Here is a 20,222-nt window from a genome sequence, read left to right as displayed (position 1 = left end):
TAACAAGAAGGGGATGGCCTTAGGCCATCCCCTTTCTTCTTGCTTGCTACGGAGTTATGCGAGTTGCTGCTTCCACTGCGCGATGCGCTCGATGGCGAGGCTAATGTCCTTGTCGCGCTGTTCTGCGTTGGGTTCTTCGCGTTCGATGATGAGCGGGCCGGTAAAGCCGATCTTCTTCAGCAGAGCGATGAAAGCGGGGAAGTCCACTTCACCTTCGCCCAGCGCGACTTCATGGCCGAGCTCACCCAGTGCTTTTGGCGATGTGCCGTCTTTGCAGTGCACTGAGAGTACATGCTTCTGCAGCAAGTCGAGCGCAACGATGGGATCGCCGATGCCGTAGAGGGTGATGTTGGCGGGATCGAAGTTCACACGCAGGTTTGGCTTCTTCACCTCTGCGAGGAATTGCAGCAGCGTGTAGGCGCTTTCCTGTCCTGTTTCCAGAGTGAAGCTCTGACCGTTGGCGGCGCATGCATCGCAGAGTTCGCGTGCAATGCCAACGAGTTCGGTGAAGATGGGCGATGCGGGTTCTTCGGGGATGAAACCGATGTGGCATGACAGCGAGGTGATGCCAAGAGCCGCAGCGAAGTTCGACGCTTCCTTCGTGCGTGCAATGCGTTCCGCAGCGTAGCCCGGTGCGGTGAATCCTACGGTCTCATGCACCTTTGCGAGGTTGGCGTAGTCTTCTCCGCGATACGCAACGGCAGCGCCGGAGACGATGACGCCTTCACGTGCAATCGCTTCTTTCCATTCGTTGACCGCCGCAGCGCAATCGAGCGTGGGCGCGATGCCAAGCTGACATACACGCAGACCGAAGCTCTTCAAGTGTTGAAGATGCGTGTTGGCATCCTTTTCCGTCCAGAAGATGAGGCCTGTTTCCAATGGTTCTGCTACTGCCATGAGAGTTCCTTTCCGTTGTTGTCGCGTGATTGCATGAGCAGCAACGCCAGGCGAACAGCCTTTGCAGAGCTTTCAGGCGTGCAGAGCGTGGGTGCGCTGCCGGTGCGGCAGCATTCGACGAAGTAAGCAATCTCGTCGTAGTAAGCGTCGTGTTCGGGAAGCTTAACTTCCTGCGATTCGTTGCCGTGGGTTTCGGTGAGTTTGCCGTCTGCGAAGGTGAGCGACGCATCGTTGGCAGTGATGGAGAAGGAGGCGGCGAAGGGTGTTTCCGGCGCGAGCCATCCACCTTCGACGATGATTTCCTTGTCTGCGTAGCGAAGGCTTGCACGCATGGTGTCCACTTCGCCGATGCTAGTGGCGCTTACGGTGGCGGGATCGCCGAACCATTGCAGCGCCTGATCGAGATCGTGAAGAAGAAGATCAGGGATGGCTCCGCCGCTGACTTTAATGTCGCGCAGCCAGCCGCTCCAGTGTGGATAGCCGGTGCTGCGACGCAGTGTTGCGGTGGTGATGTTGTTTGTTTTCTTCACGAAGTCGAACGCATACGGATATGGCTGCATCCAGCGCAGAACGTGCGCGATCATGAAGATCTTGCCGCTGGCTTTTGCGAGCGCGAGTAGTTCTTCGCAATCCTGATTGCTTAGCGCCATCGGCTTTTCGCAGAGCACATGTTTGCCATTCGCGAAGGCGCGTTCAATGGCTTCGCGGTGCATGGGCGTGGGCAGGCAGATATCGACGGCGTCGATGGTGGGATCGTCGACGACTTCCTGCCAGTTCGGTGTCCAGCGAACGGTGTCAGGCAGTGGTTCGGTTTTCAGATCGAGGTTGCCGCGTGTGGGGCCATCTGCGGATGGCTTGTTATGGGAGGCGACGGCTGCAAGAGTAGCGCCGGGAATGTGCATGATGGCCGCAGCGTGTGCGCCGCCCATGAAGCCATATCCGATGAGTCCGATGTTCATTGTGTCTTTCTCGTTATTCCTCAAGCGCCGTTGCGTTTGGGCAGCTTCCAGTCCGGACGAATCCAGTGACAGGTGTAGCCGTTGGGGATGCGTTGCAGGTAATCCTGGTGTTCCGGTTCGGCTTCCCAGAAGGGGCCTGCGGGTGCGATTTCTGTTACGACTTTGCCGGGCCACAGGCCACTGGAGTTCACGTCGAGGATGGTGTCTTCGGCGATCTTCTTCTGTTCTGGCGTCGTGTAGTAAATGGCCGAACGATAGCTGGTGCCGACATCATTGCCCTGGCGATTGAGCGTGCTGGGATCGTGTAGCTGGAAGAAGAACTCCAGCAGTGTGCGATAGGTGAGCTTTGCTGGATCGAATACGATTTCAACGGCTTCGGCGTGCGTGCCGTGGTTGCGATAGGTTGCGTTGGGCACGTCGCCGCCGCTGTAACCCACGCGTGTGGAGATGACGCCGGGATAGCTGCGCAGAAGTTCCTGCACACCCCAGAAGCATCCGCCTGCCAGAATTGCTGTCTCTGTAGCCATAAGTAGAAGGTACCCCTCTGCACATTTGGATGCACAGAGGGGTGTTTTCGAGGCAGTCGCTACTCGGCGAGCACTGCCTTGTTGAGGTTGCGCGGGCTGTCCACGTTGATGCCATTCTGGATAGCCATGCAGTAGGACAGAATCTGCAGCGGAATCACTTCGCAAATGGTGAGCATGCCTTCACTGGATTCCTCTACGGGAACGAAGAAGTCCGCGAGCTTTTCAACGGCGGTGTCGCCCGCGTTGCCGATGGCGAGAATGGTGGAGCCCTGCGTGCGCATGTCCTGCATGAGCTGCACGACTTTTTCGTAGCGCTCGACGGATTCGCTGTCGGTGCGATCGACGGTGGCGATCATGACCAGCGGTGTTTCCTTGCTGACGAGTGCGTTTGGGCCGTGCTTGAGTTCGCCGCTGGGATAGCCTTCGGCGTTGATGTATGCGGACTCCTTCAGCTTCAGCGCGCCTTCGCGTGCGATGGCGTAGTGGACGCTGCGGCCTACGAAGAGGAATGCTTTTGCGTTTGCAATCTGTGCGGCGATTTCGCGTACGCGGCTCTCCCACAGCGGCAACTGACGACGTACACGGTCAGAGAGTGTGCTGAGTTCTGCGAGGAGCTTGTCGAGTTCCGGCTTGACCAGAACGCCACGCTCTTCTGCTGCGAGCAGCGAGAGGAGATAGAGGTTCAGCAGTTGTGCGGTGAAGCTCTTGGTGGCGGGCACGGCGCGTTCGCGGCCTGCGAAAGTCGGCATGGACACAGAGGCTTCACGCGCCATGGACGAGCCGGGAACATTGGTGATGGCCAGTGTGTGATGGCCGGCGATGTTTGCCTTACGCAGTGCGGCGAGTGTGTCTACCGTTTCGCCGCTTTGCGAGATGATCATGACAGCGGCACTCTTGAGTGAGTGTTCCGAGCGGTAGCTGTATTCGCTGGCGTATTCCACGTCGACGTGGATGCCCGCTTTGTCTTCAATGAGCAGCTCTGCAACGAGGCCGGCGTGGCGGCTGGAACCGCTGGCGGCGATGACGATGTCGCGCTGTGCTTCACGCAGCCATTGGCGAATGGAGGAGCAGGTGTCGTCGCGGAATCCTTCTGCGGTGGCGTAGGCGGCGAGGGTAGCGGCCAGCGTCTCCGGCTGTTCGTGGATTTCGCGGAGCATCCAGTGGGGGTATGGTGCAGGTGTATCGCTCACAGTGTTTACCTCTTTGTTCTTGTTATTCCTGTTGATTCGATCCGTGCGGTAAAGGCACGGTGCGCCCTTCACGGGCGGAAAGATAGAAGGCGTCCAGCACGGTCATGACATTCACTGCGTCTTGCGCGTTGATGGCGGGCGCTGCGCCTGTGCGGATGGCGTCGCGGATGCTTTCGTAATACTTCTGCTGGCAACCACGTTGTGGTGTCGCAGGGGTTATCTCGCCAGTTGCTCCATTGATGATGACACCACCATCGGGGTCAATGCCAAATGCAGGATCGTTAGGTGACATGCCGGATTGCAGTTGCGGCTCCTGCGGGTCTGCACCGTATTTCATCCATGTTCCTGCAGTGCCATGCAGAGTGGAACGCGGGCCTGTGCCTGCTACTAACAAGGATGCGTTCAACACGATGCGCATGTGCGGGTAGTGGAGAACGGCGTGGCCCCAGTCGTCGGTCTTACCGCCGTGGCGCAGTGTTGCGAGGCTGCCCTGAATTGCTTGCGGCATACCGAAGAGATAGACGGACGCGTCGATCATGTGTGGGCCGAGATCGAACCACAGACCTGCACCGGGGCCGGGATCTTCACGCCAACGCTGACGCACGTTGGGACGGAAGCGATCCATGTGCAGTTCGTAATGCGTCACCTGGCCCAGAACGCCGGACTGCAAAACTTCGCGCGCGCCTTTGATTTCGCTTTCCCAACGACGATTGTGAAAGACGCTGAGGATGCGGTTGTGTTCGTTGGCGATCTGTTGAAGGTCTTTTGCTTCCTGCAGGTTCAGCGTGAAGGGCTTGTCGACGACAACATGTTTTCCTGCGCGCAACGCTGCGGCTGCGAGCGGGAAGTGTGAATCGTTTGGTGTGGCAATGACCACGAGATCAATTTCAGGATCGACGACAGCATCCTGTGCGCTGGATACACGCACGTTTGGATAGAGTGCGTGCACATCGTCAGGACGGCTGGAGCCGACGAGCGAAAATGCGATGCCCTCCACGGCCTCAAGCAGAGGCGCATGAAATGTGCGGCCGGCATAGCCGAAACCGAGGAGGGCAGCGCGAACAGGTTGCATGGTCATCGTCAGGCTTAGTGGTACTTCTTGATGTCGAGGCCCAGTTCGTAGGCTTCGTTGTTGGCCATGAGTTCATCCCATGTGGCAACGCGGCCCAGTTCCGCAGACATACGACCGAGCATGCAGCTGCGTGCGCTTTCTACGCCGGTTGCAATCTGGTTCTGATACTTGTTGCCGGTGATGCTGCCGATGAAGTCCTGATCTTTCATCTTGTCGGCTTCGGCTAGGTTGTCGTTGAAGGCGCCGTCTGCAGCGAACTTGCTGTCAGTCTTTGCAGGGCCACCGCTCCATGTCCATGCCTTCGGTCCAAGGATGCGCAGCGGCCCCTTGTATGGCGCTTCTGCGATGCCTTCGCTGCCGAAGATGTGTTCGGCAACATCGAAGAAGCCCTTGAAGTTGAACTGCGTGGAATTGAAGACGAACTGTACATCGCCGGGATAGGTGAAGATGACTTCGTAGTTGTCGTTGGTGTTGCCGTAGGTAGTGACGACCTTGCGGCTGGCGCGTGCGTCGGCCTTGATGGGATGCGCGCCCATGATCCAGTTGCAGACGTCGATGACGTGGATGTTCTGCTCTAACAGAATGTCGCCGGAGAGCTTCTTGTCACGCAGCCAGTTGCGCAGGCGGAACTCTTCCTGCGAGATGTTCGGCACATCGTGGAAGACAGCCGGAGGCGAGTTGTAATAGCCGTTGAGCGATGCAATCTTGCCGATGTCGCCGTTGTGGATACGGTTGACGATTTCAACGAACGGCGGCGCCTTGCGGATCTGGAATCCAACAGCGACGCTTACTTTGCCGTCGATGCGCTTGGCGATGTCGAGTGCGCGACGTGTCTGCGGAATGTCAACGCCCACAGGCTTTTCGACGTAGACGTGCTTGCCGCCTGCGGTGAGGATGTCGAGGTGCTCCACGTGGAAGATTGGAGGCGTGGAGATTTGTACCGCGTCAATGTTGGGGTTGGCGGCCATCGCCTTGTATGCATCCCATCCGTGGAAGGTCAGCTTTGGGTCAACGGCAGGCTTGCCCAGTGCAGCGTTCACCTGATCAAAGTGCTGCTTGCCCTTGGCAAGCTGGTCCGGGAAGATGTCGCCGAGTGCGACGATGCGCGCGTCGGTGTTCTTCGCGAACGATGTTGCGACGGAGGTGCCGCGGTTGCCGCATCCCAACAGGCCATAACGCACTGCGGAGTTGGCGGCATAACCAAAGGCCGTGGAAGGTTTCACGATCAGGAGACCGCAAGCTGCGCCGGTTCCTTTGAGAAATTTTCTGCGATCCATTTTTGTTCTCTCTCCGATGTCGCTTAGGCGTGGCTGAGCTTGTTGAGGATGTTTTCGAGGTAGATCTTCTCTTCCTTCACATCCTGGACCTGCTGCGGGCCCGATGTTTCCCGTTCAATGCTGACAGCGCCGGTGTAGTTAAGCTGCTTAAGCATCTTCAACACGGTGGGGAAGTCGACTTCGCCCTTGCCGATCTGCACTTCCTGACCAAGCTTGTCAGGATCGGTGGGCCACTTGCCATCCTTTGCGTGCATGGCCTTTACATGCGGTCCGAGAACCTTCAATGCATCCACCGGATTTGCTTTGCCGTAGAGGATGAGGTTCGCCGTATCCAATCCAACGCCAAGTGCGGGATTGTTCACGTCCTTAATCATGCGCAGCATGGTGGTGGGCGTTTCCTGGCCGGTCTCCATCAGGAACTGTTGGCCGTTGGCCGCGCAATGCTCAGTGAGTTCGCGAATGGCCTTTACGGTTCCATCGTAAAGAGGATCATGCGGATCTTCAGGAATGAAGCCGCAGTGCGTTTGAACGCGGCCCACGCCGATGAGCTTGGCGAAATCTGAAGTTTGCTTCAGTGCATCGACACGAGCCGCACGATATGCGGGTGGCACAACACCGATGGTCGACGGGCCTTCCACAAAGTTCCACTTCAGGGGCAGTGGCTGCACCACTTCGGCTGTGGTCGGAACCACCTGATACTTGTCGAAGTATTCGTTGAACTGCTTCGCCAGCGCGGGCGTGAACTTGCCGATGTAGTTATCGAGAGAGAGGAAGCAGGTGGTGAAGCCGAGATCGTGCACCAACTTGATGCGGGCTTCAGCATCTGGGAAGGGCTTGATGAGCAGGCCCAGAGCCATGGGAGCGTGTGTGCGCTTCATGCCCTGCGCTTCAGCGCGGTTGGGCAGTGCAATCTTTCCTGCGACGGTGGCCAGGGCGGCTGCGGTGGCCGCGTGCTTCAAAAAGCCACGACGCGTCAGGCCCACGGCTTCTCCTTGCTGTGTGTGCTGCTCCTGCATGTACTTTCCCCTCCGTATGGTTCTGATAGCTACAGGGCGATCAGATAGTTAAAGGCCGCGATAGAGGCTGCGCTGCGTGGCAGCGAGACCGGCTCTCCATCGCCAAAAATGATCTGTGTGGAAGCAAGGAAACGCGGCAGAATGCCGTTCTCAATGGCCTGTCGTGTGGCGGTTCGGAATAGGCCATTTTCAAAGCCCTCCAAATCTGTAAACAGCACCGCCGCAGGATCGTTCAAGTGAACAAGTGTGGCGATGGCGCTGCCGAGGGCCGCGCCTGCATCGCGCAACAGCTTGATGGCTTTGGCATTGCCGCGCATGGCCAGGTCTTCCAGATCACGCATGTTTTGAATGGAAAGCCCTGCCTTCTTGGCAGCCTGACGCAATGCGTAACCACCCGCAAGCGTATCCAGACAGCCGTTGCGTCCGCAGCGGCAAGGCGGGCCTTTGGGGTCAACTGTGATGTGACCGATTTCGCCCGCGCTGCCGTCATGTCCGCGATAGAGCATCCCGTTCATATAATGCGCGGAACCAATGGTGCGTCCCAGCATGACGATGGAAAAGTTGTCATACTCGCGGCCGCGACCGAAGATCTTTTCTCCCATAGCGATAGCGTTGGCGTCGTTGTCTGCCCATGCGGGGAGCTTTAGTGCGGCTGCAATCTTTTCTGCAATGGGAACATCACGCCAGTCGAGACCGGCGGAGTAACGGCAGATACCGGCCTCAGCATCGACGATGCCAGCGACGGAGATACCGACTCCGCGAACGCGACTGCGTGCCACGCCGGATTTACGGAGCATGCGGGTGAAGCTGGCCTGGATGGCTGCGGGCAGACCGTCAAGGTCGTTGTGCTCCGTGACTTCTTCGTGTCCGAGAACTTCGCCTCGCAAATCGGTGATGGCGAGTTGTATCTTCTCTTCGTTAATACTGACGCCGACGAAGCAGGAGTGGGAGGCCTGGAGAGACAGCTGGACCGTGGGGCGTCCGCGGCGCTTGCCTGCGTTCATGGCAGGCGTTTCCAGAAGAAGTCCTTGTTGAAGCAGGTGTTGGGTCACTTCCGTGATGGCGGCCGGGCTTACACCCGCACGATCGCTCAATTCCAGCCGGGAAAGCTGGTCGTTTTCGAGCAATGCAGCAATCACGGCGGTCTTTGCAGACCGGAAGGACACCTTCATGAGAAAGCTCTCCGTACCCCGGGATGTGTTGCCGGGATGTTGCGTCAGGGTGACAGGGATGTAAATCCTTCTTGACCCTTCACGGGGTGGTGGATATGATCCACCTACCGAAACATTGTTGACCTGATTACCTTCGCAATACTACATCAGCCGCACCAGGATTGACTCCAATTTATTCACCAAGTGAATTTATAGGCGAGTCGATCGGATCGGATGGAGTGCAGCTGGCAGGGGAGTAAGCGCTTTTTCGCCGGGGAAGGATTCTATTTCCCTTTCGGCACACGAAGATTCCTGTGCGCACGCGTAATCACGACACAGGGCGTTACCAGGCGGAATATCACTCGGGAGACCCGGACCATGAAGGACCTATCAAAAATCTGTACCCAGTCGCGAGGCACTGCGGATGCGCAGCGCTTCACTGTGACCAAAGGCGCGTTGCGTAGTATGGCCATCGCCGGCATGTTTGCCGCGGCGGTTTCACCAGCCTTTGCTCAGACCACTACCGCCGACGTCGTCGGCACTGCAACGGACGTATCAGGCGCCGTGGTGCCGAATGCGACGGTGACGTTGACCGACGTGAACACGCACTTAACGCGTACCGTCAAGGCAGGTTCTGGTGGCGAATACACGTTCACGCTGCTGAATCCTGGGACGTACTCGCTGTCAGTTACGGCGAGCGGATTCAAGACTTTCCAGATCACCACGTTCAATCTCTCAGCCGGTGACCGTGCGCGTGAAGATGCACATCTGGCTGTCGGTAGCGAAGGCGAAACGGTCAACGTGGAAGCGACCACGCCCGCGTTGCGCACAGACTCCGCTGCCATCATTACTACGGTGACGGAAAAGGCTACGCAGGAACTGCCGCTGAATGGACGTAACTTCATCAACCTGGTGCAGGTGACGCCGGGCGCCACAGAGGGCCTGAACAACGGTCTGGCCAGCGGCAACCGTCCTGATGATCGCCGTCAGACGTCGTCGATCTCGATGAACGGCCAGGCCGACATGATGAACAACCAAACGATCGACGGTATCGATAACAACGAGCGTGTTATCGGTTCGATCGGCGTTCGTCCGTCGGTGGATTCGATTCAGGAAGTCAGCGTGCAGACGAACGTGTTCACGGCAGAAGTGGGCCGTGCGGCTGGCGCCATCGTGAACGTTATCACCAAGTCTGGTAGCAACCAGTTCCACGGCACGCTGTATGAGTTCTTCCGCCATGACAAGCTGAACGCGAACCCGTTCAAGTTTGGCGCAGCGATTCCGAAGCCGAAGTATCGCCAGAACCAGTTTGGCGGCAGCATCGGCGGACCGATCTTCAAGGACAAGACGTTCTTCTTCGCGGACTACGAGGGACTGAACAAGGTCTTCAATCAGAACCCTTCGTCCACGACGGTTCCCACGCTGTTTGAGCGCAACAACCCTGGCAACTTCACTGATAACCCGGGTATCAACACGATCGTTCCCGCTGCGAACTTCGACAAGGTTGCACAGCAGTACTTCAACCTGTTCCCGCTGCCCAACACGGGTACCGCAGCCACGGTTGCAAACAACTACACGGCAGCGCGTCCTGATTCGCAGTTCTCAAAAGTGGGCGATGTTCGCGGCGATCAGCGCTTCAAGAATGGCGATCTGTTCTACATTCGCTACACGTATAACCGTGTGGACACGAGCATTGGCAGCCTGTTCCCGGCAGTCAACTCTGCTGCTGGTGTCATCTTCCCGGGTGGCAACCTCGGTTCTTATCCCGGACCTGCTCTTACGCGCGCACACCAGGCTCACCTGAACTATGTGCACTCGTTTACGCCGAATGTTCTGTTGGAACTGAAGGCGGGTTATACCCTCCTCGACAACGCGCAGTTCCCGCTGAACTTTGGCAAAGCAATCAACTCTGCCTTTGGTCAGCCGAACCTCAACGTGGATGGACGTACTGCTGAACTTTCGGCCATCAACGTTACTCTCGGTGGCGCTACGCTGGGCAACCGTCCGCCGATCATCTATCACGAGAACACTTATCAGTATGAAGGCAACGTCACCTACATCAAGGGCAAGCAGATCATCAAGGTGGGTGGCGGTGTGATCCGTCGTCAGGATTCCACGACGCAGACAGATACAGCTAACGGCAACTGGGTGTTCGATAACTTTGCCAAGCTGCTCTCAGGCGACTACAACACTGCTGCTCGTAACCAGATTCTGTACACGCCGCATAACCGCACCTGGGAACCGCATGTGTACTTCCAGGACGACTATCACGCGACGCAGAACCTGACCCTGAACCTGGGTGTGCGTTATGACCTGTTCACGCCTTACACCGAAACCAACAACATCCTGTCGAACTTTGACATTGTGCAGGCGAAGTTTGTTGTTGCCGGTATCAATGCGGATGGCCACGGTGGAATCAAGACGGACTACAGCAACTTCGCTCCGCGTTTCGGCTTTGCCTATACGCCGTTGCCGAAGACTGTAATCCGTGGCGGCTTCGGTCTCACGTTCGCTCCGGAAAATACAACCTCTGGCGCGGCGCTTGTGAACCAGCCCTTCACTGCAACGCTTGGACCCTACACGCAGCCAAATGCTCCGGCTGGGTTCACCAAGTTTGCAAGCGGTATGCCTACACCGACTGCGAATCCGTACATCAACCCTACAGGCAGCGCAACGGCGGCACTCGACCCAAACTTCAAGTCGACCTACATCGAGCAGTTCAACCTGACCGTCGAACGTGAGTTTGCCGGTTTCGTCGGCACGCTCTCGTATGTGGGGGAGCTCGGTCGTCGCAACGCTTACTATCTGTCGGACTTCAACACCATCCCGCTCGCACAGGCGCCGCAGGCCTTTACGAATGCGGGTAGCACGACGGCTGCTCCTGTAGCGACCTCCACTTATAACTCCCTGCGTCGCTTTGCCAACACACCTGGCAACAGCGCTCTGCTTGGTATCCCGCTGTATCGCAGCACGGGTGCCAGCAGCTACCACGGCATGCAGGCTGTGTTGAAGCGCCGCTTCAGCAAGGGTCTCGATTTGCAGGTGGCTTATACGCAGTCGCGCCTGTTGGACAACTCTGAATCCATCTCGAACAACGGTGGCAACGGTTTTGGTTCCACTGCGGAGCTGATCAACTCTATCGAGTACGGCAACGGCAACCTGGACATGCGTAGCCGTATCACCGGCACCTTCAACTACGCGCTGCCCTTCGGCCAGAACACGCACGGCTTTGTGGGTGTCCTTGCGAAGGGATGGCAGGCAAACGGCATCGTTGTATGGGGAACAGGTCTTCCGTTCTCTGTAACCAATGCAGCGAACCGTTCCGGCACACGTCCGACTGCAACCAACAGCGATCGCGCGCTGATGATTGGAAACGGACGCGTTGGTCATCCGACGATCACGAAGTGGTTTGATACGAACTCCTTTGTTTGGCAGGCGCTTGGAACCACGAGCACGCAACGCCGTAACCAGCTGTACGGTCCTGGCATCCAGCGTGTTGATCTGTCGCTGTTCAAGAACTTCGATCTGACCGAGCGCTTCAAGCTCGAGTTCCGTACCGAAGCGTTCAACGTCCTAAACACGGCACAGTTCGTCAATCCGTCTGCATCGCTGAACTACGCAGCCTGCACCACGGCTTGTAACGGCTTCCCGGTTGCTGGCTTCGCGCCAGCGGCTGGATACGGCGCCATTACGGCAACAGGCAATGCCTACAACCCGCGTCTGATTCAGTTCGCGGCTCGAGTGAAGTTCTAACCAAAACAATGTCGGGCGGCTCAATCATGAGCCGCCCGATTCTTTTCACTGCTGTTCTTATCTCAGGAGATTTGCGTTGATGCAGCGACGTTCGTTTCTCAAGGCCGGTTCCCTGGCCGCGTTGGCCACCGTTGTTGGATGTAAAACTTCCAAAGCAACGAATGCACCGCGCATTGCGTTTGGCGGGATTGCAATTGAATGCAGCACGTACGGTCACATCCGTACGCGCTATGACGAATTCACGATTACGCGTGGCGATGCGTTGAATGCGATGCCTCGCTTCGCCGTATTGAAGGAGCGTTATCCTGACGTTCCGTTCATGGGCACAATTGTTGCCACGGCCGTTCCCGGCGGGCCGGTTGCGCGTGATGCTTACGACAAGATCAAGGCCGAGTTTCTTGATCGTTTGAAAGCGTTGCTGCCGCTTGATGGTCTTTATCTACCGATGCATGGTGCGATGACCGTGGATGGTCTGGATGATGCTGAAGCTGACTGGTATGAAGCTGCGCGGAATGTTGTTGGGCCGAAGTGCCTGATGTCCGCGAGCTACGATTTGCACGGCAATATCAGCAAGCGCATTATTGATTCGTTGGACATGATGTCTGCGTATCGCACTGCGCCACACGTCGATCAGAAGCAGACGATGTTCCGAGCGTGCGACATGCTGGTGAAATGCATCAAGGAGAACATCCGTCCCACGTTGGAATGGGCAACAATTCCTGTATTGATGCCGGGCGAGCGCAGTTCCACAAGCTGGCAGCCTGCGCAACGTTTGTGGGCGCAGTTGCCGGAGTTGAATAAGACTCCGGGTGTGATGGATGTATCTATGCTGGTGGGTTATGTGTGGGCTGATCAGTCGCGATCTGCGGCATCTGTTGTTGTAACCGGAACCAATCCTGCGAACGAAGAGAAGGTTGCAACGAACCTTGCGCAGCAATATTGGGATGCGCGCAAAGAATTTGCATTTGGCGATCCGGTGTGTCCGTTGGATGAGTGCATTGCGAAGGCAATGAAGTCAGATGTTCATCCGCTGGTCCTTGCTGACTCGGGTGACAATCCAACGGGTGGTGGTAACGGCGATCAGGCCACAGTGCTCGAAGCGTTGTTGAAGGCTGGCGCGAAGGATGTTGTCTTTGGCGGCATTGCTGATAAGCCTGCAACAGACGCTTGTTATGCAGCAGGTGTTGGCAAGACGATTCCGCTATCCATTGGCGCAACGCTTGATCCGCTTGCAAGTAAGCCGGTGAAGGTTCAGGCCACGGTGAAGGCGCTGCTGCAGAATGTTGATCCTGCGAAGCGCGAAGCTGCGGTGCAGATCCAAGGGATCACGCTGATCCTTAGCGCGTATCGTAGGCCGTATCACCTCATCGAGGACTTTACAAAGCTGGGTATTGATCCGCATGCGGCGAAGATCGTTGTGGTGAAGTCTGGCTATCTGGAACCGGAGATCAAGCAGATGGCGAAGGCAAACCTGATGGCGCTGACGGATGGCGCAATCAATCAGGACATTGTGCATTTGCCGAAGAATCAGAATCGTCCGCCAACCTACCCGTTTGTGGATGACCTCACGTACACGCCGAAGGTGTATATTTCGGCGCGCAGCCCCAAACAGGCGTAAACACTCGTCGAAACGCAGCATGCAGCAGGAGGAGAGAAGGCAATGGAGTCAAGCAAGATGCAACTGGATCGCCGGAATTTTCTGAGGGGCGCGGGTGGCGCAGCGGCCGCCAGCATATTGGCAGGCGAGGCATTTGCGCAACAGAAGAGCGCAACACCCGAAACCATTGAGAAGGGTAGTGCCTTCCGTCCTTTGACTGAGAGCGAGAAGCTGGACCGCATTGCAGCGAATAGCTATCCGCTGCGTTGGATCTTCAAGAACCGCAACAATGTGGGTGATAAGGCGACCGTTCAAAAGATGCAGGCGAAGTATGGCAGCATCACGGCGCTTGAGTATCCTGCGTACGCGAAGAAACTCTTTCCGGGTGTGACGAAGTTCGATATCTGGTCCAGCTTGTTCGGCGACATTACCGATGAGAGCCAGTACGAGCCCATGATGGTCATGGGATACAACGGCAAAGAACGTCAGATTACGGAGTTCAATCCGGGCAGCCCCAACGGCGTGAAGTGGTTGGAGAAGCTGGCAGCAAAGCAGAAGGAAGAAGGCGTCTTCTGCCACCATATTTCAAACAATGCGCCGCGCGATATCTGCGAACTGGATGAAGCGAAGCGCAAGGCTGGCGTTGCTGTTGCAAAGAAGTGGCTGGACGGTGCAGCGATCATCGGCGCGAAGAGCATGCGTGTGAACAGCGGCGGCCCGCGTATTGCGCCGTCACCACAGCCGAATGAAACCAGCTATCCGAAGAACCCGGAGCTGGAGAAGTACATGGATCAGTGCATCCAGTCGTTCAAGGAAATGGCGGAACACGGTTCGAAGGTTGGCGTGAAGGTGACGCTGGAAAATCACTGGGGTCTGACGGCGAATCCCATCAACATCCGCACCATCATTGAAGAAGTGAACAGCCGTTGGTGCGAAGCGTCGCCGGACTTTGGCAACTGGGAACATAAGTACCTTGTCTATCACGCACTGAATGATCTGGCTCCGTATGCACACACCACGTGTCATGCGAAGCATTGGGATCGTTGGGACAATGCGTTTGGTCAGGGCACGCATATTGATGTGCAGCGCAATGTGCGCATCATGATGAACAATGGCTACACCGGCGTGTTTGCGCTGGAGTACGAGGACGGACCCTGGGATGGTGTGGAGGGCGCCAAGTATCTGTTTGAGCAAGTGAAGGCAGCGCTGTAACAGGCGCTGGTTTCGCGGAGGCAGTATTGCAACGAGAACTGGAAATATGTGCGGAGACACTGCAGGCATGTGAAGCAGCAAATGCGGGTGGCGCCGATCGCATTGAATTGTGCGCCGCCCTCAGTGAGGGCGGCGTTACTGCTGGTGTTGGATTTTTGCGTGAGGCCATTGCAGCCTCACGCATTCCAGTGCATGCACTGGTGCGTCCGCGCAGTGGCAATTTTGTGTATTCCGCCGCGGAGTTTCGCATGGCCTGTGCGGATGCAGAGATGGCGTTATCGCTTGGCGCTGCAGGGATTGTTGTTGGCTCATTGACTGCGGATAGCGCTGTCGATGTGGCGCAGACAGCGGAGTTGATTCGAATTGCGAATGGGCGCGCTGTCACGTTTCATCGTGCGTTTGATCTTGCGCGTGACCTGCATGAGTCGTTGCGTGTGGTCATCGATCTTGGTTGTAGTCGTGTGCTTACATCCGGTGGAGAACCTACTGTGACGGAAGGCCTTGAGATGTTGATTGAGTTAACGGAGATTGCGGAGGACCGGATTCGCATTGCTGCGGGTGGTGGTGTGTCTCTGCAGAATGCTGCGCTGCTGGCGCAGGTCCCGGGACTTGATCTGCATGGATCGTTTCGCCGTAAGCCTAAGACGGAAGAGGTTCGTGATGTGTTGTGGCAGCAGGGCGAGGCTCGCGTTGAGGCTGAGGATATTCGCCTGGTGGCGGAGTTGATGCATCACGCGTGACTTCTACGCGGATGTGTTGAATTCTGTTGCGGGAGACTGACATGGATCGCCGAACGTTTTTGTCGTTGAGTGGTGCGACGCTGCTACATGGACCGCTTGCGGAAGGTGAAGCGCAGCAGAGCGCGACGACATTGCCGGTCAAGCCGTATCGACCTTCGAGTAAGGTGAACATCGTCATGCTGATGGCGGATCAGCATCGATGGGATTGCATGGGTGCGTATGGCAACAAGGCTATTCGTACGCCCAACATGGATCGCATTGCGCTTGAAGGCGTGGTGTTCGAAAACGCGTATTCGTCCACGCCGAGCTGCACGCCCGCACGCAGCGCGTTGATGACAGGGCGCAGTCCGTGGGGACATGGAATGCTTGGCTACGGCACGATCGCCACGAATCCTTACACGACGGAGAAGGCCGCCGCCATGGCGAAGGCGGGGTATTACACCACGTCCGTCGGCAAGAATCACTACTATCCCATTACGAATCCGCATGGCTATCACCACCTTGTGAGTGATGAACATTGCAGCTACTGGTTCCACAAGGGCGAAGGAAAACATGCGCAGTCCGCGGAGCCGCGTTGCGATTATGAGTCGTGGTTCTGGTCGCAGATGCCGGACAAAGACCCGCATGCAACGGGACTGGGATGGAATGATCGCAGCAGCAAGCCGTTTGCTTATCCCGAAGAGATGCACGCCACGCACTGGACAGGTGAGACGGCGGTGCGTTTTGTACAGCAGTATGAGCGCGACGAGCCGTTCTTTCTGAAGGTGTCGTTCATTCGACCGCATAGCCCGTATGACCCGCCGGAACGGTTCTTTCGCATGTATGAGCGTGATCTGCCGAAAGCTGCTGTGGGTGATTGGGCGAAGAAGTATGAGCCACACGCGAGCGAGCGTGATGATCTGTGGCATGGCAAGTTCAGCGATGCGGAGATTCATAACTCACGGCAGGGATACTACGCCGGTGTGAGTTTTGTGGATGAGCAGATTGGTCGCATCCTCCGCGTGCTGGAACAGCGCGGCATGTTGGACAACACCATGATTGTGTACTTCAGCGATCATGGCGACATGTTGGGTGATCACAATATGTGGCGCAAGTCGTATGCGTATGAATCATCCGCGCACATTCCTATGTTGGTGCGGCCTGCAAAGTCTCAGCAGTTGCAGATTGCAGGGAAGCGCATGTCACAGGTGGTGGAGATTCGTGATCTGTTGCCAACATTTCTGGATGCGGCTGGTGTGGCGATTCCTGAAGATGTGGAAGGAAAGAGTCTGCTTGGATTGCTACGCGGTAAGACGGAGTGGCGTGAGTATCTTGATTTGGAACATGCCATCACATATGACCCCAGCAATCATTGGACGGCATTGACCGATGGCAGATGGAAGTACATCTTCCATTGCTATGACGGCACGGAGCAGTTGTTTCATCTGGCGGAGGATCGTGCTGAGTTACATGATCTGTCTGCGGAGGCTGCGCATGCGGAGACATTGGCGATGTGGCGTGCGCGCATGGTGAAGCATCTTGAGGTGCGCGGGCCGCATTGGGTGCAGGACGGGAAGCCGGCGATTCGTAAAGGTAACGATCTTTACTCGCCGAACTTCCCGGGTTATTCCAAAGAGATTCCGCTGCTTAGTTGGGCAGGGTAAATGCGATGTATGCGCCGGGGATTGGACCCTGCGCTGCGGGATGTCCGGGGACGGCGTGTGTGTATGTGGTGGCGCGAGCGGCGGCGCAGAAGACAACGTATTCCTTGCCGTTGATCTCGTAGATGGCAGGCATGCCTTCCAGTGCGGCGTCCACTTCGTGCTCCCACAGGACTTTGCCGGTGGCCGCATCGAGTGCGCGAATCTTTCGATCGCGTGTGCCAGTGAAGATGAGTCCGCCTGCTGTGACGACAGGGTTCACCTTTGGAAAATGCGCGCCGGTGTTGGTGATGCCTTTGGCTGCCAGCTCCGGCACTTCACCCAGTGGAATCTTCCAACGGACATTGCCGGTGTTCAGATCGTATGCAGTGAGTGTGGCCCACGGCGGAGCGATGACTGGCAATCCGCTTTCCGCAAACATGAAGCCGAAGCCGCTGCGATAACGCAGTGTTGCGGGATCGCCCGAGGGTACAGCGTTTGTGCTCTCAATGATGGGCAGACCCGGATTCTTCAGAAACTTCATCAGGTCGTCGACTTGCGCAGTGGGCAGGCTGCCGAAGGATGGCATTTGATTCTTGCCGTAGCGAACAGTCTGACGAATCTGCTCTTCGGTGAGTCGTTTGTTGATGTCGACCAGCGTGGGGATGACGGGTGCTTTGCCTTCGCGATTGGTGCCGTGGCACAGGCTGCATGTGTTGGCATAAACGCCTGCGCCGCGTGCTTCCGGAGTATTGCCGACTGGCACTGCGGGAGGCAGTTGCAGTTTCAGCATTGCAGGAAGGTCTTTGGATACGACGTAAAGATAGCCGTGCGTTGGATCGACGGCTGCGCCACCGTAATTCACACCGCCGTTGTTGCCGGGCATCTCTACCGTGTCCTTGGTTGTGGGCGGTGTGAAGATGCCTTCGTTGCGCGCTGCGTCAATCTGCTTCTTGAGTAGAGCGTGTTCTTCGGGTGAGAGGTACGGGCTCAGGTCTTTCGAGGTGAACGTCTGACGGCTGAACGGTTCTAACTTTGTAGGTACAGGCTGCGTGGGCGAAACGTGTTCGCCGGGCATTGCATCCTGCGGTACGGGTTTCTCTTCAATGGGCCACAACGACTTGCCGGTTACACGATCAAAGACCCACAGGTAGCCTGTCTTGCTGGTCTGTGCGACAACGTCCACATCCTTGCCGTTGTGTTTCACGGTGAGCAGCATGGGTGTGTTTGGGTTGTCGTAATCCCAGATGTCGTGGTGCACCATCTGGAAGTGCCATATGCGCTTGCCGGTGTTTGCGTTGATGGCAATCAGCGAGTCGCCATAGAGGTTTGAGCCGGTGCGATTGGCACCGTAGAAGTTGTACTTGGGGCTGGCGGTGGGAACGTACAGGATTCCGCGCTTTACATCGAGCGCCATGCCGCCCCATGCATTCGCTCCGCCCACGGTCTTCCATGCGTCCTTCGGCCATGTGTCGTAACCATATTCGCCGGGATGCGGAATGGTGTGGAAAATCCACGTCATCTTGCCGGTGAGCACGTTGTAGGCACGGATGTCGCCGGGTGCGGAATCGTATTCTTCGTTGGTGGCCGAGCCAAGGATGATCAGGTCGCCGAAGACGCGGCCAGGATTGTAAGACTGCACCAGCGTCAGCTTGTTGATGTCGCGGCCCAGGCCTTCACGTAGATCGACGTTGCCTTCTTTGCCGAAGCTGGTGATGGATTTGCCGGTGGCCGCGTTAATTTCGCGGAGCTGATTGTCGACTGCGAAGATGAGTCGCTGATCCTTGCCATCTGTGCTCTGCCAATACGCAAGGCCGCGCGTGGGAACCAGTGGTGTCTTCGCCTGCAACGGGTGCGACCACAGTTGCTTGCCGGTGCCTGCGTCCAGCGCAACAATGCTGTTGTCCTGTGCCAGCACATACATCGTTGTGCCGATGATGAGCGGATTGAAGACGTAACCACGTCCATCGCCAGTGGAGACGCGCCATGCTTCCTGCAGATGGCTGACGTTGGTTCGGTCGATCTGCTTCAGCGATGAGTATTGCGTGCCGTCTTCTGAGCCGCCGTAGGCACGCCATGTTGCATGCGGGTCTGCGGCTGTTTGTGCGAAGGCTGATGTTGCGATGAGAACACTGGTGAAGGCAAGAGAGCTAAGCAGGTTGTGCCGTGGTGGCATCGACTGACTCCGTGGTCCGTTGTTCGATTGCATGTGCGCGTGCTTCAAATGCCTGCTGGTCGCGTGCGCGCCACAACGCTCCCTCAATCGGATCAACCACGCCATCGCGCGTTTGCAGCGACGGAAAATCTTTGCGCAACGATGCAATCAATGCTTCGCGCACGGGCACCACGCGTTCCATGATGCTGCCTGCAAATGCAAGCTGCGGAACGAAAGCCGGATCGCCCTGCAATGTTTGCAGCTTGCGAATCAACAGACGCACAAGATGAGCAAGCGCTTCGCCTTCAGCTTTCAATACTTCCTGTGCAACGGGATCGCCGTGCTGCGCCACGCTGTACACAAGCTGCGCGAGTCGCGAGACATCCGGTGCGGGTGTGCGGTTCGCGTATTCAATTAACAGATCGAGCGAGGGAAGATTCCAGAAATCCATCACGGCCTGTTGCAAAGCCGTGGTGCGGCCTTCGTCAATGGCCATGAATACGGATCGGATGGCGCGCAGGCCAATGGCATGGCCGGAACCCTGATCGGAGAGCACAGGACCCCATCCACCGGTGTTGGCCATCTTGCCTGAAGGTGTGCGGCCCGCAACGTTGGAGCCAGTTCCTGCCAGTACGAGAATGCCAGGGCCGCCACGGAAGGCGGCGTCGAGCGCGATCTCAACATCGCCCAGAAGCAATAGTTGTCCACTGACGCGTTCTGCGATGGTTTCGCGCAGCCAATCGGCGACCATGGGAACGGTCTCGCCTGCTGTGCCTACGCAGGTGCGCAGCACGGATGACATGGCAATGCCACTCTGCGCGGTGAGGCCACGAAGGCCTTCTTCCAGGTTCTTTAGGGCTGTATCTGCATCGGTGCGAAGACGCTTGATGGTGCCGGTGCGCTGCCGCGCCAGCGTGCGTGTTTCATCGGCCAGTACAAAGTCCGTTTTTGTGCCGCCCGCATCAATCGCCAGAAAATACGCCATAAGGTAACTTTACTTGGCTGAAGCCATGAATGGGGCGTATTGCACCCCGAAAGTCCCATGTTATTACCGCAT

The 20,222-nt window shown here is 57.1% G+C and carries 15 protein-coding genes; 5 read left to right on the top strand and 10 right to left on the bottom strand.

The window, feature by feature from the left end; genetic code table 11:
* Positions 1-54: 54 nt before the first annotated feature.
* The 8 genes from BLT38_RS17305 to BLT38_RS17270 are packed head-to-tail and all read right to left on the bottom strand — an operon-like array spanning position 55 to position 8,110.
* Entirely contained in the window at positions 55-897 is an 843-nt protein-coding gene (locus BLT38_RS17305) for a sugar phosphate isomerase/epimerase family protein (RefSeq protein WP_197674901.1), read from the bottom strand.
* A complete protein-coding gene (locus BLT38_RS17300) occupies positions 888-1,856 on the bottom strand; it encodes a Gfo/Idh/MocA family protein (protein ID WP_083346306.1) in 969 nt (322 codons plus the stop codon). The genes BLT38_RS17305 and BLT38_RS17300 overlap by 10 nt, the downstream gene beginning before the upstream one ends.
* A gap of 20 nt (positions 1,857-1,876) precedes the next feature.
* The gene (gene msrA / locus BLT38_RS17295) at positions 1,877-2,383 is read right to left on the bottom strand and encodes a peptide-methionine (S)-S-oxide reductase MsrA (protein ID WP_083346305.1); all 507 of its coding nucleotides are present in this window, start codon (positions 2,381-2,383) and stop codon (positions 1,877-1,879) included.
* Between the two features lie 59 nt (positions 2,384-2,442).
* The gene (locus tag BLT38_RS17290; protein WP_083346304.1) at positions 2,443-3,573 is read right to left on the bottom strand and encodes an SIS domain-containing protein; all 1,131 of its coding nucleotides are present in this window, start codon (positions 3,571-3,573) and stop codon (positions 2,443-2,445) included.
* A 22-nt stretch (positions 3,574-3,595) separates the two neighbouring features.
* Positions 3,596-4,645: an oxidoreductase gene (locus BLT38_RS17285; RefSeq protein ID WP_231966585.1), complete on the bottom strand. Its 1,050-nt coding sequence runs from the start codon at positions 4,643-4,645 to the stop codon at positions 3,596-3,598.
* A gap of 14 nt (positions 4,646-4,659) precedes the next feature.
* Positions 4,660-5,922, bottom strand: a complete 1,263-nt coding sequence (locus BLT38_RS17280) for a Gfo/Idh/MocA family protein (protein ID WP_083346302.1) — start codon at positions 5,920-5,922, stop codon at positions 4,660-4,662.
* A gap of 23 nt (positions 5,923-5,945) precedes the next feature.
* A complete protein-coding gene (locus tag BLT38_RS17275; protein WP_083346301.1) occupies positions 5,946-6,938 on the bottom strand; it encodes a sugar phosphate isomerase/epimerase family protein in 993 nt (330 codons plus the stop codon).
* 29 nt (positions 6,939-6,967) lie between these two features.
* The gene (locus BLT38_RS17270) at positions 6,968-8,110 is read right to left on the bottom strand and encodes an ROK family protein (protein WP_083346300.1); all 1,143 of its coding nucleotides are present in this window, start codon (positions 8,108-8,110) and stop codon (positions 6,968-6,970) included.
* A gap of 357 nt (positions 8,111-8,467) precedes the next feature.
* Between BLT38_RS17270 and BLT38_RS17265 the strand changes: the two genes are divergently transcribed.
* From BLT38_RS17265 to BLT38_RS17245, 5 genes are all read left to right on the top strand, one after another.
* A complete protein-coding gene (locus BLT38_RS17265) occupies positions 8,468-11,842 on the top strand; it encodes a TonB-dependent receptor (RefSeq protein ID WP_083346299.1) in 3,375 nt (1,124 codons plus the stop codon).
* Between the two features lie 79 nt (positions 11,843-11,921).
* Positions 11,922-13,460: a M81 family metallopeptidase gene (locus tag BLT38_RS17260; protein WP_083346298.1), complete on the top strand. Its 1,539-nt coding sequence runs from the start codon at positions 11,922-11,924 to the stop codon at positions 13,458-13,460.
* 42 nt (positions 13,461-13,502) lie between these two features.
* Entirely contained in the window at positions 13,503-14,651 is a 1,149-nt protein-coding gene (locus tag BLT38_RS17255; protein ID WP_083346297.1) for a sugar phosphate isomerase/epimerase family protein, read from the top strand.
* Positions 14,652-14,677: 26 nt separating this feature from the next.
* Positions 14,678-15,391, top strand: a complete 714-nt coding sequence (locus BLT38_RS17250) for a copper homeostasis protein CutC (RefSeq protein ID WP_083346296.1) — start codon at positions 14,678-14,680, stop codon at positions 15,389-15,391.
* A 41-nt stretch (positions 15,392-15,432) separates the two neighbouring features.
* Positions 15,433-17,034: an arylsulfatase gene (locus BLT38_RS17245; protein WP_083346295.1), complete on the top strand. Its 1,602-nt coding sequence runs from the start codon at positions 15,433-15,435 to the stop codon at positions 17,032-17,034.
* Here BLT38_RS17245 and BLT38_RS17240 read toward each other — a convergent pair.
* Positions 17,018-19,186: a PQQ-binding-like beta-propeller repeat protein gene (locus BLT38_RS17240; RefSeq protein WP_083346294.1), complete on the bottom strand. Its 2,169-nt coding sequence runs from the start codon at positions 19,184-19,186 to the stop codon at positions 17,018-17,020. The genes BLT38_RS17245 and BLT38_RS17240 overlap by 17 nt on opposite strands.
* Positions 19,161-20,150, bottom strand: coding sequence for an N-acetylglucosamine kinase (locus BLT38_RS17235; RefSeq protein ID WP_083346293.1), 990 nt, complete (start codon positions 20,148-20,150; stop codon positions 19,161-19,163). The genes BLT38_RS17240 and BLT38_RS17235 overlap by 26 nt, the downstream gene beginning before the upstream one ends.
* Positions 20,151-20,222: the final 72 nt, after the last annotated feature.

Origin of the sequence: Terriglobus roseus, assembly GCF_900102185.1 — a bacterium.
In the GTDB taxonomy this organism is placed as follows: Bacteria; Acidobacteriota; Terriglobia; order Terriglobales; family Acidobacteriaceae; genus Terriglobus; species Terriglobus roseus_A.
This window is presented reverse-complemented; position numbering and strand designations above follow the sequence as displayed.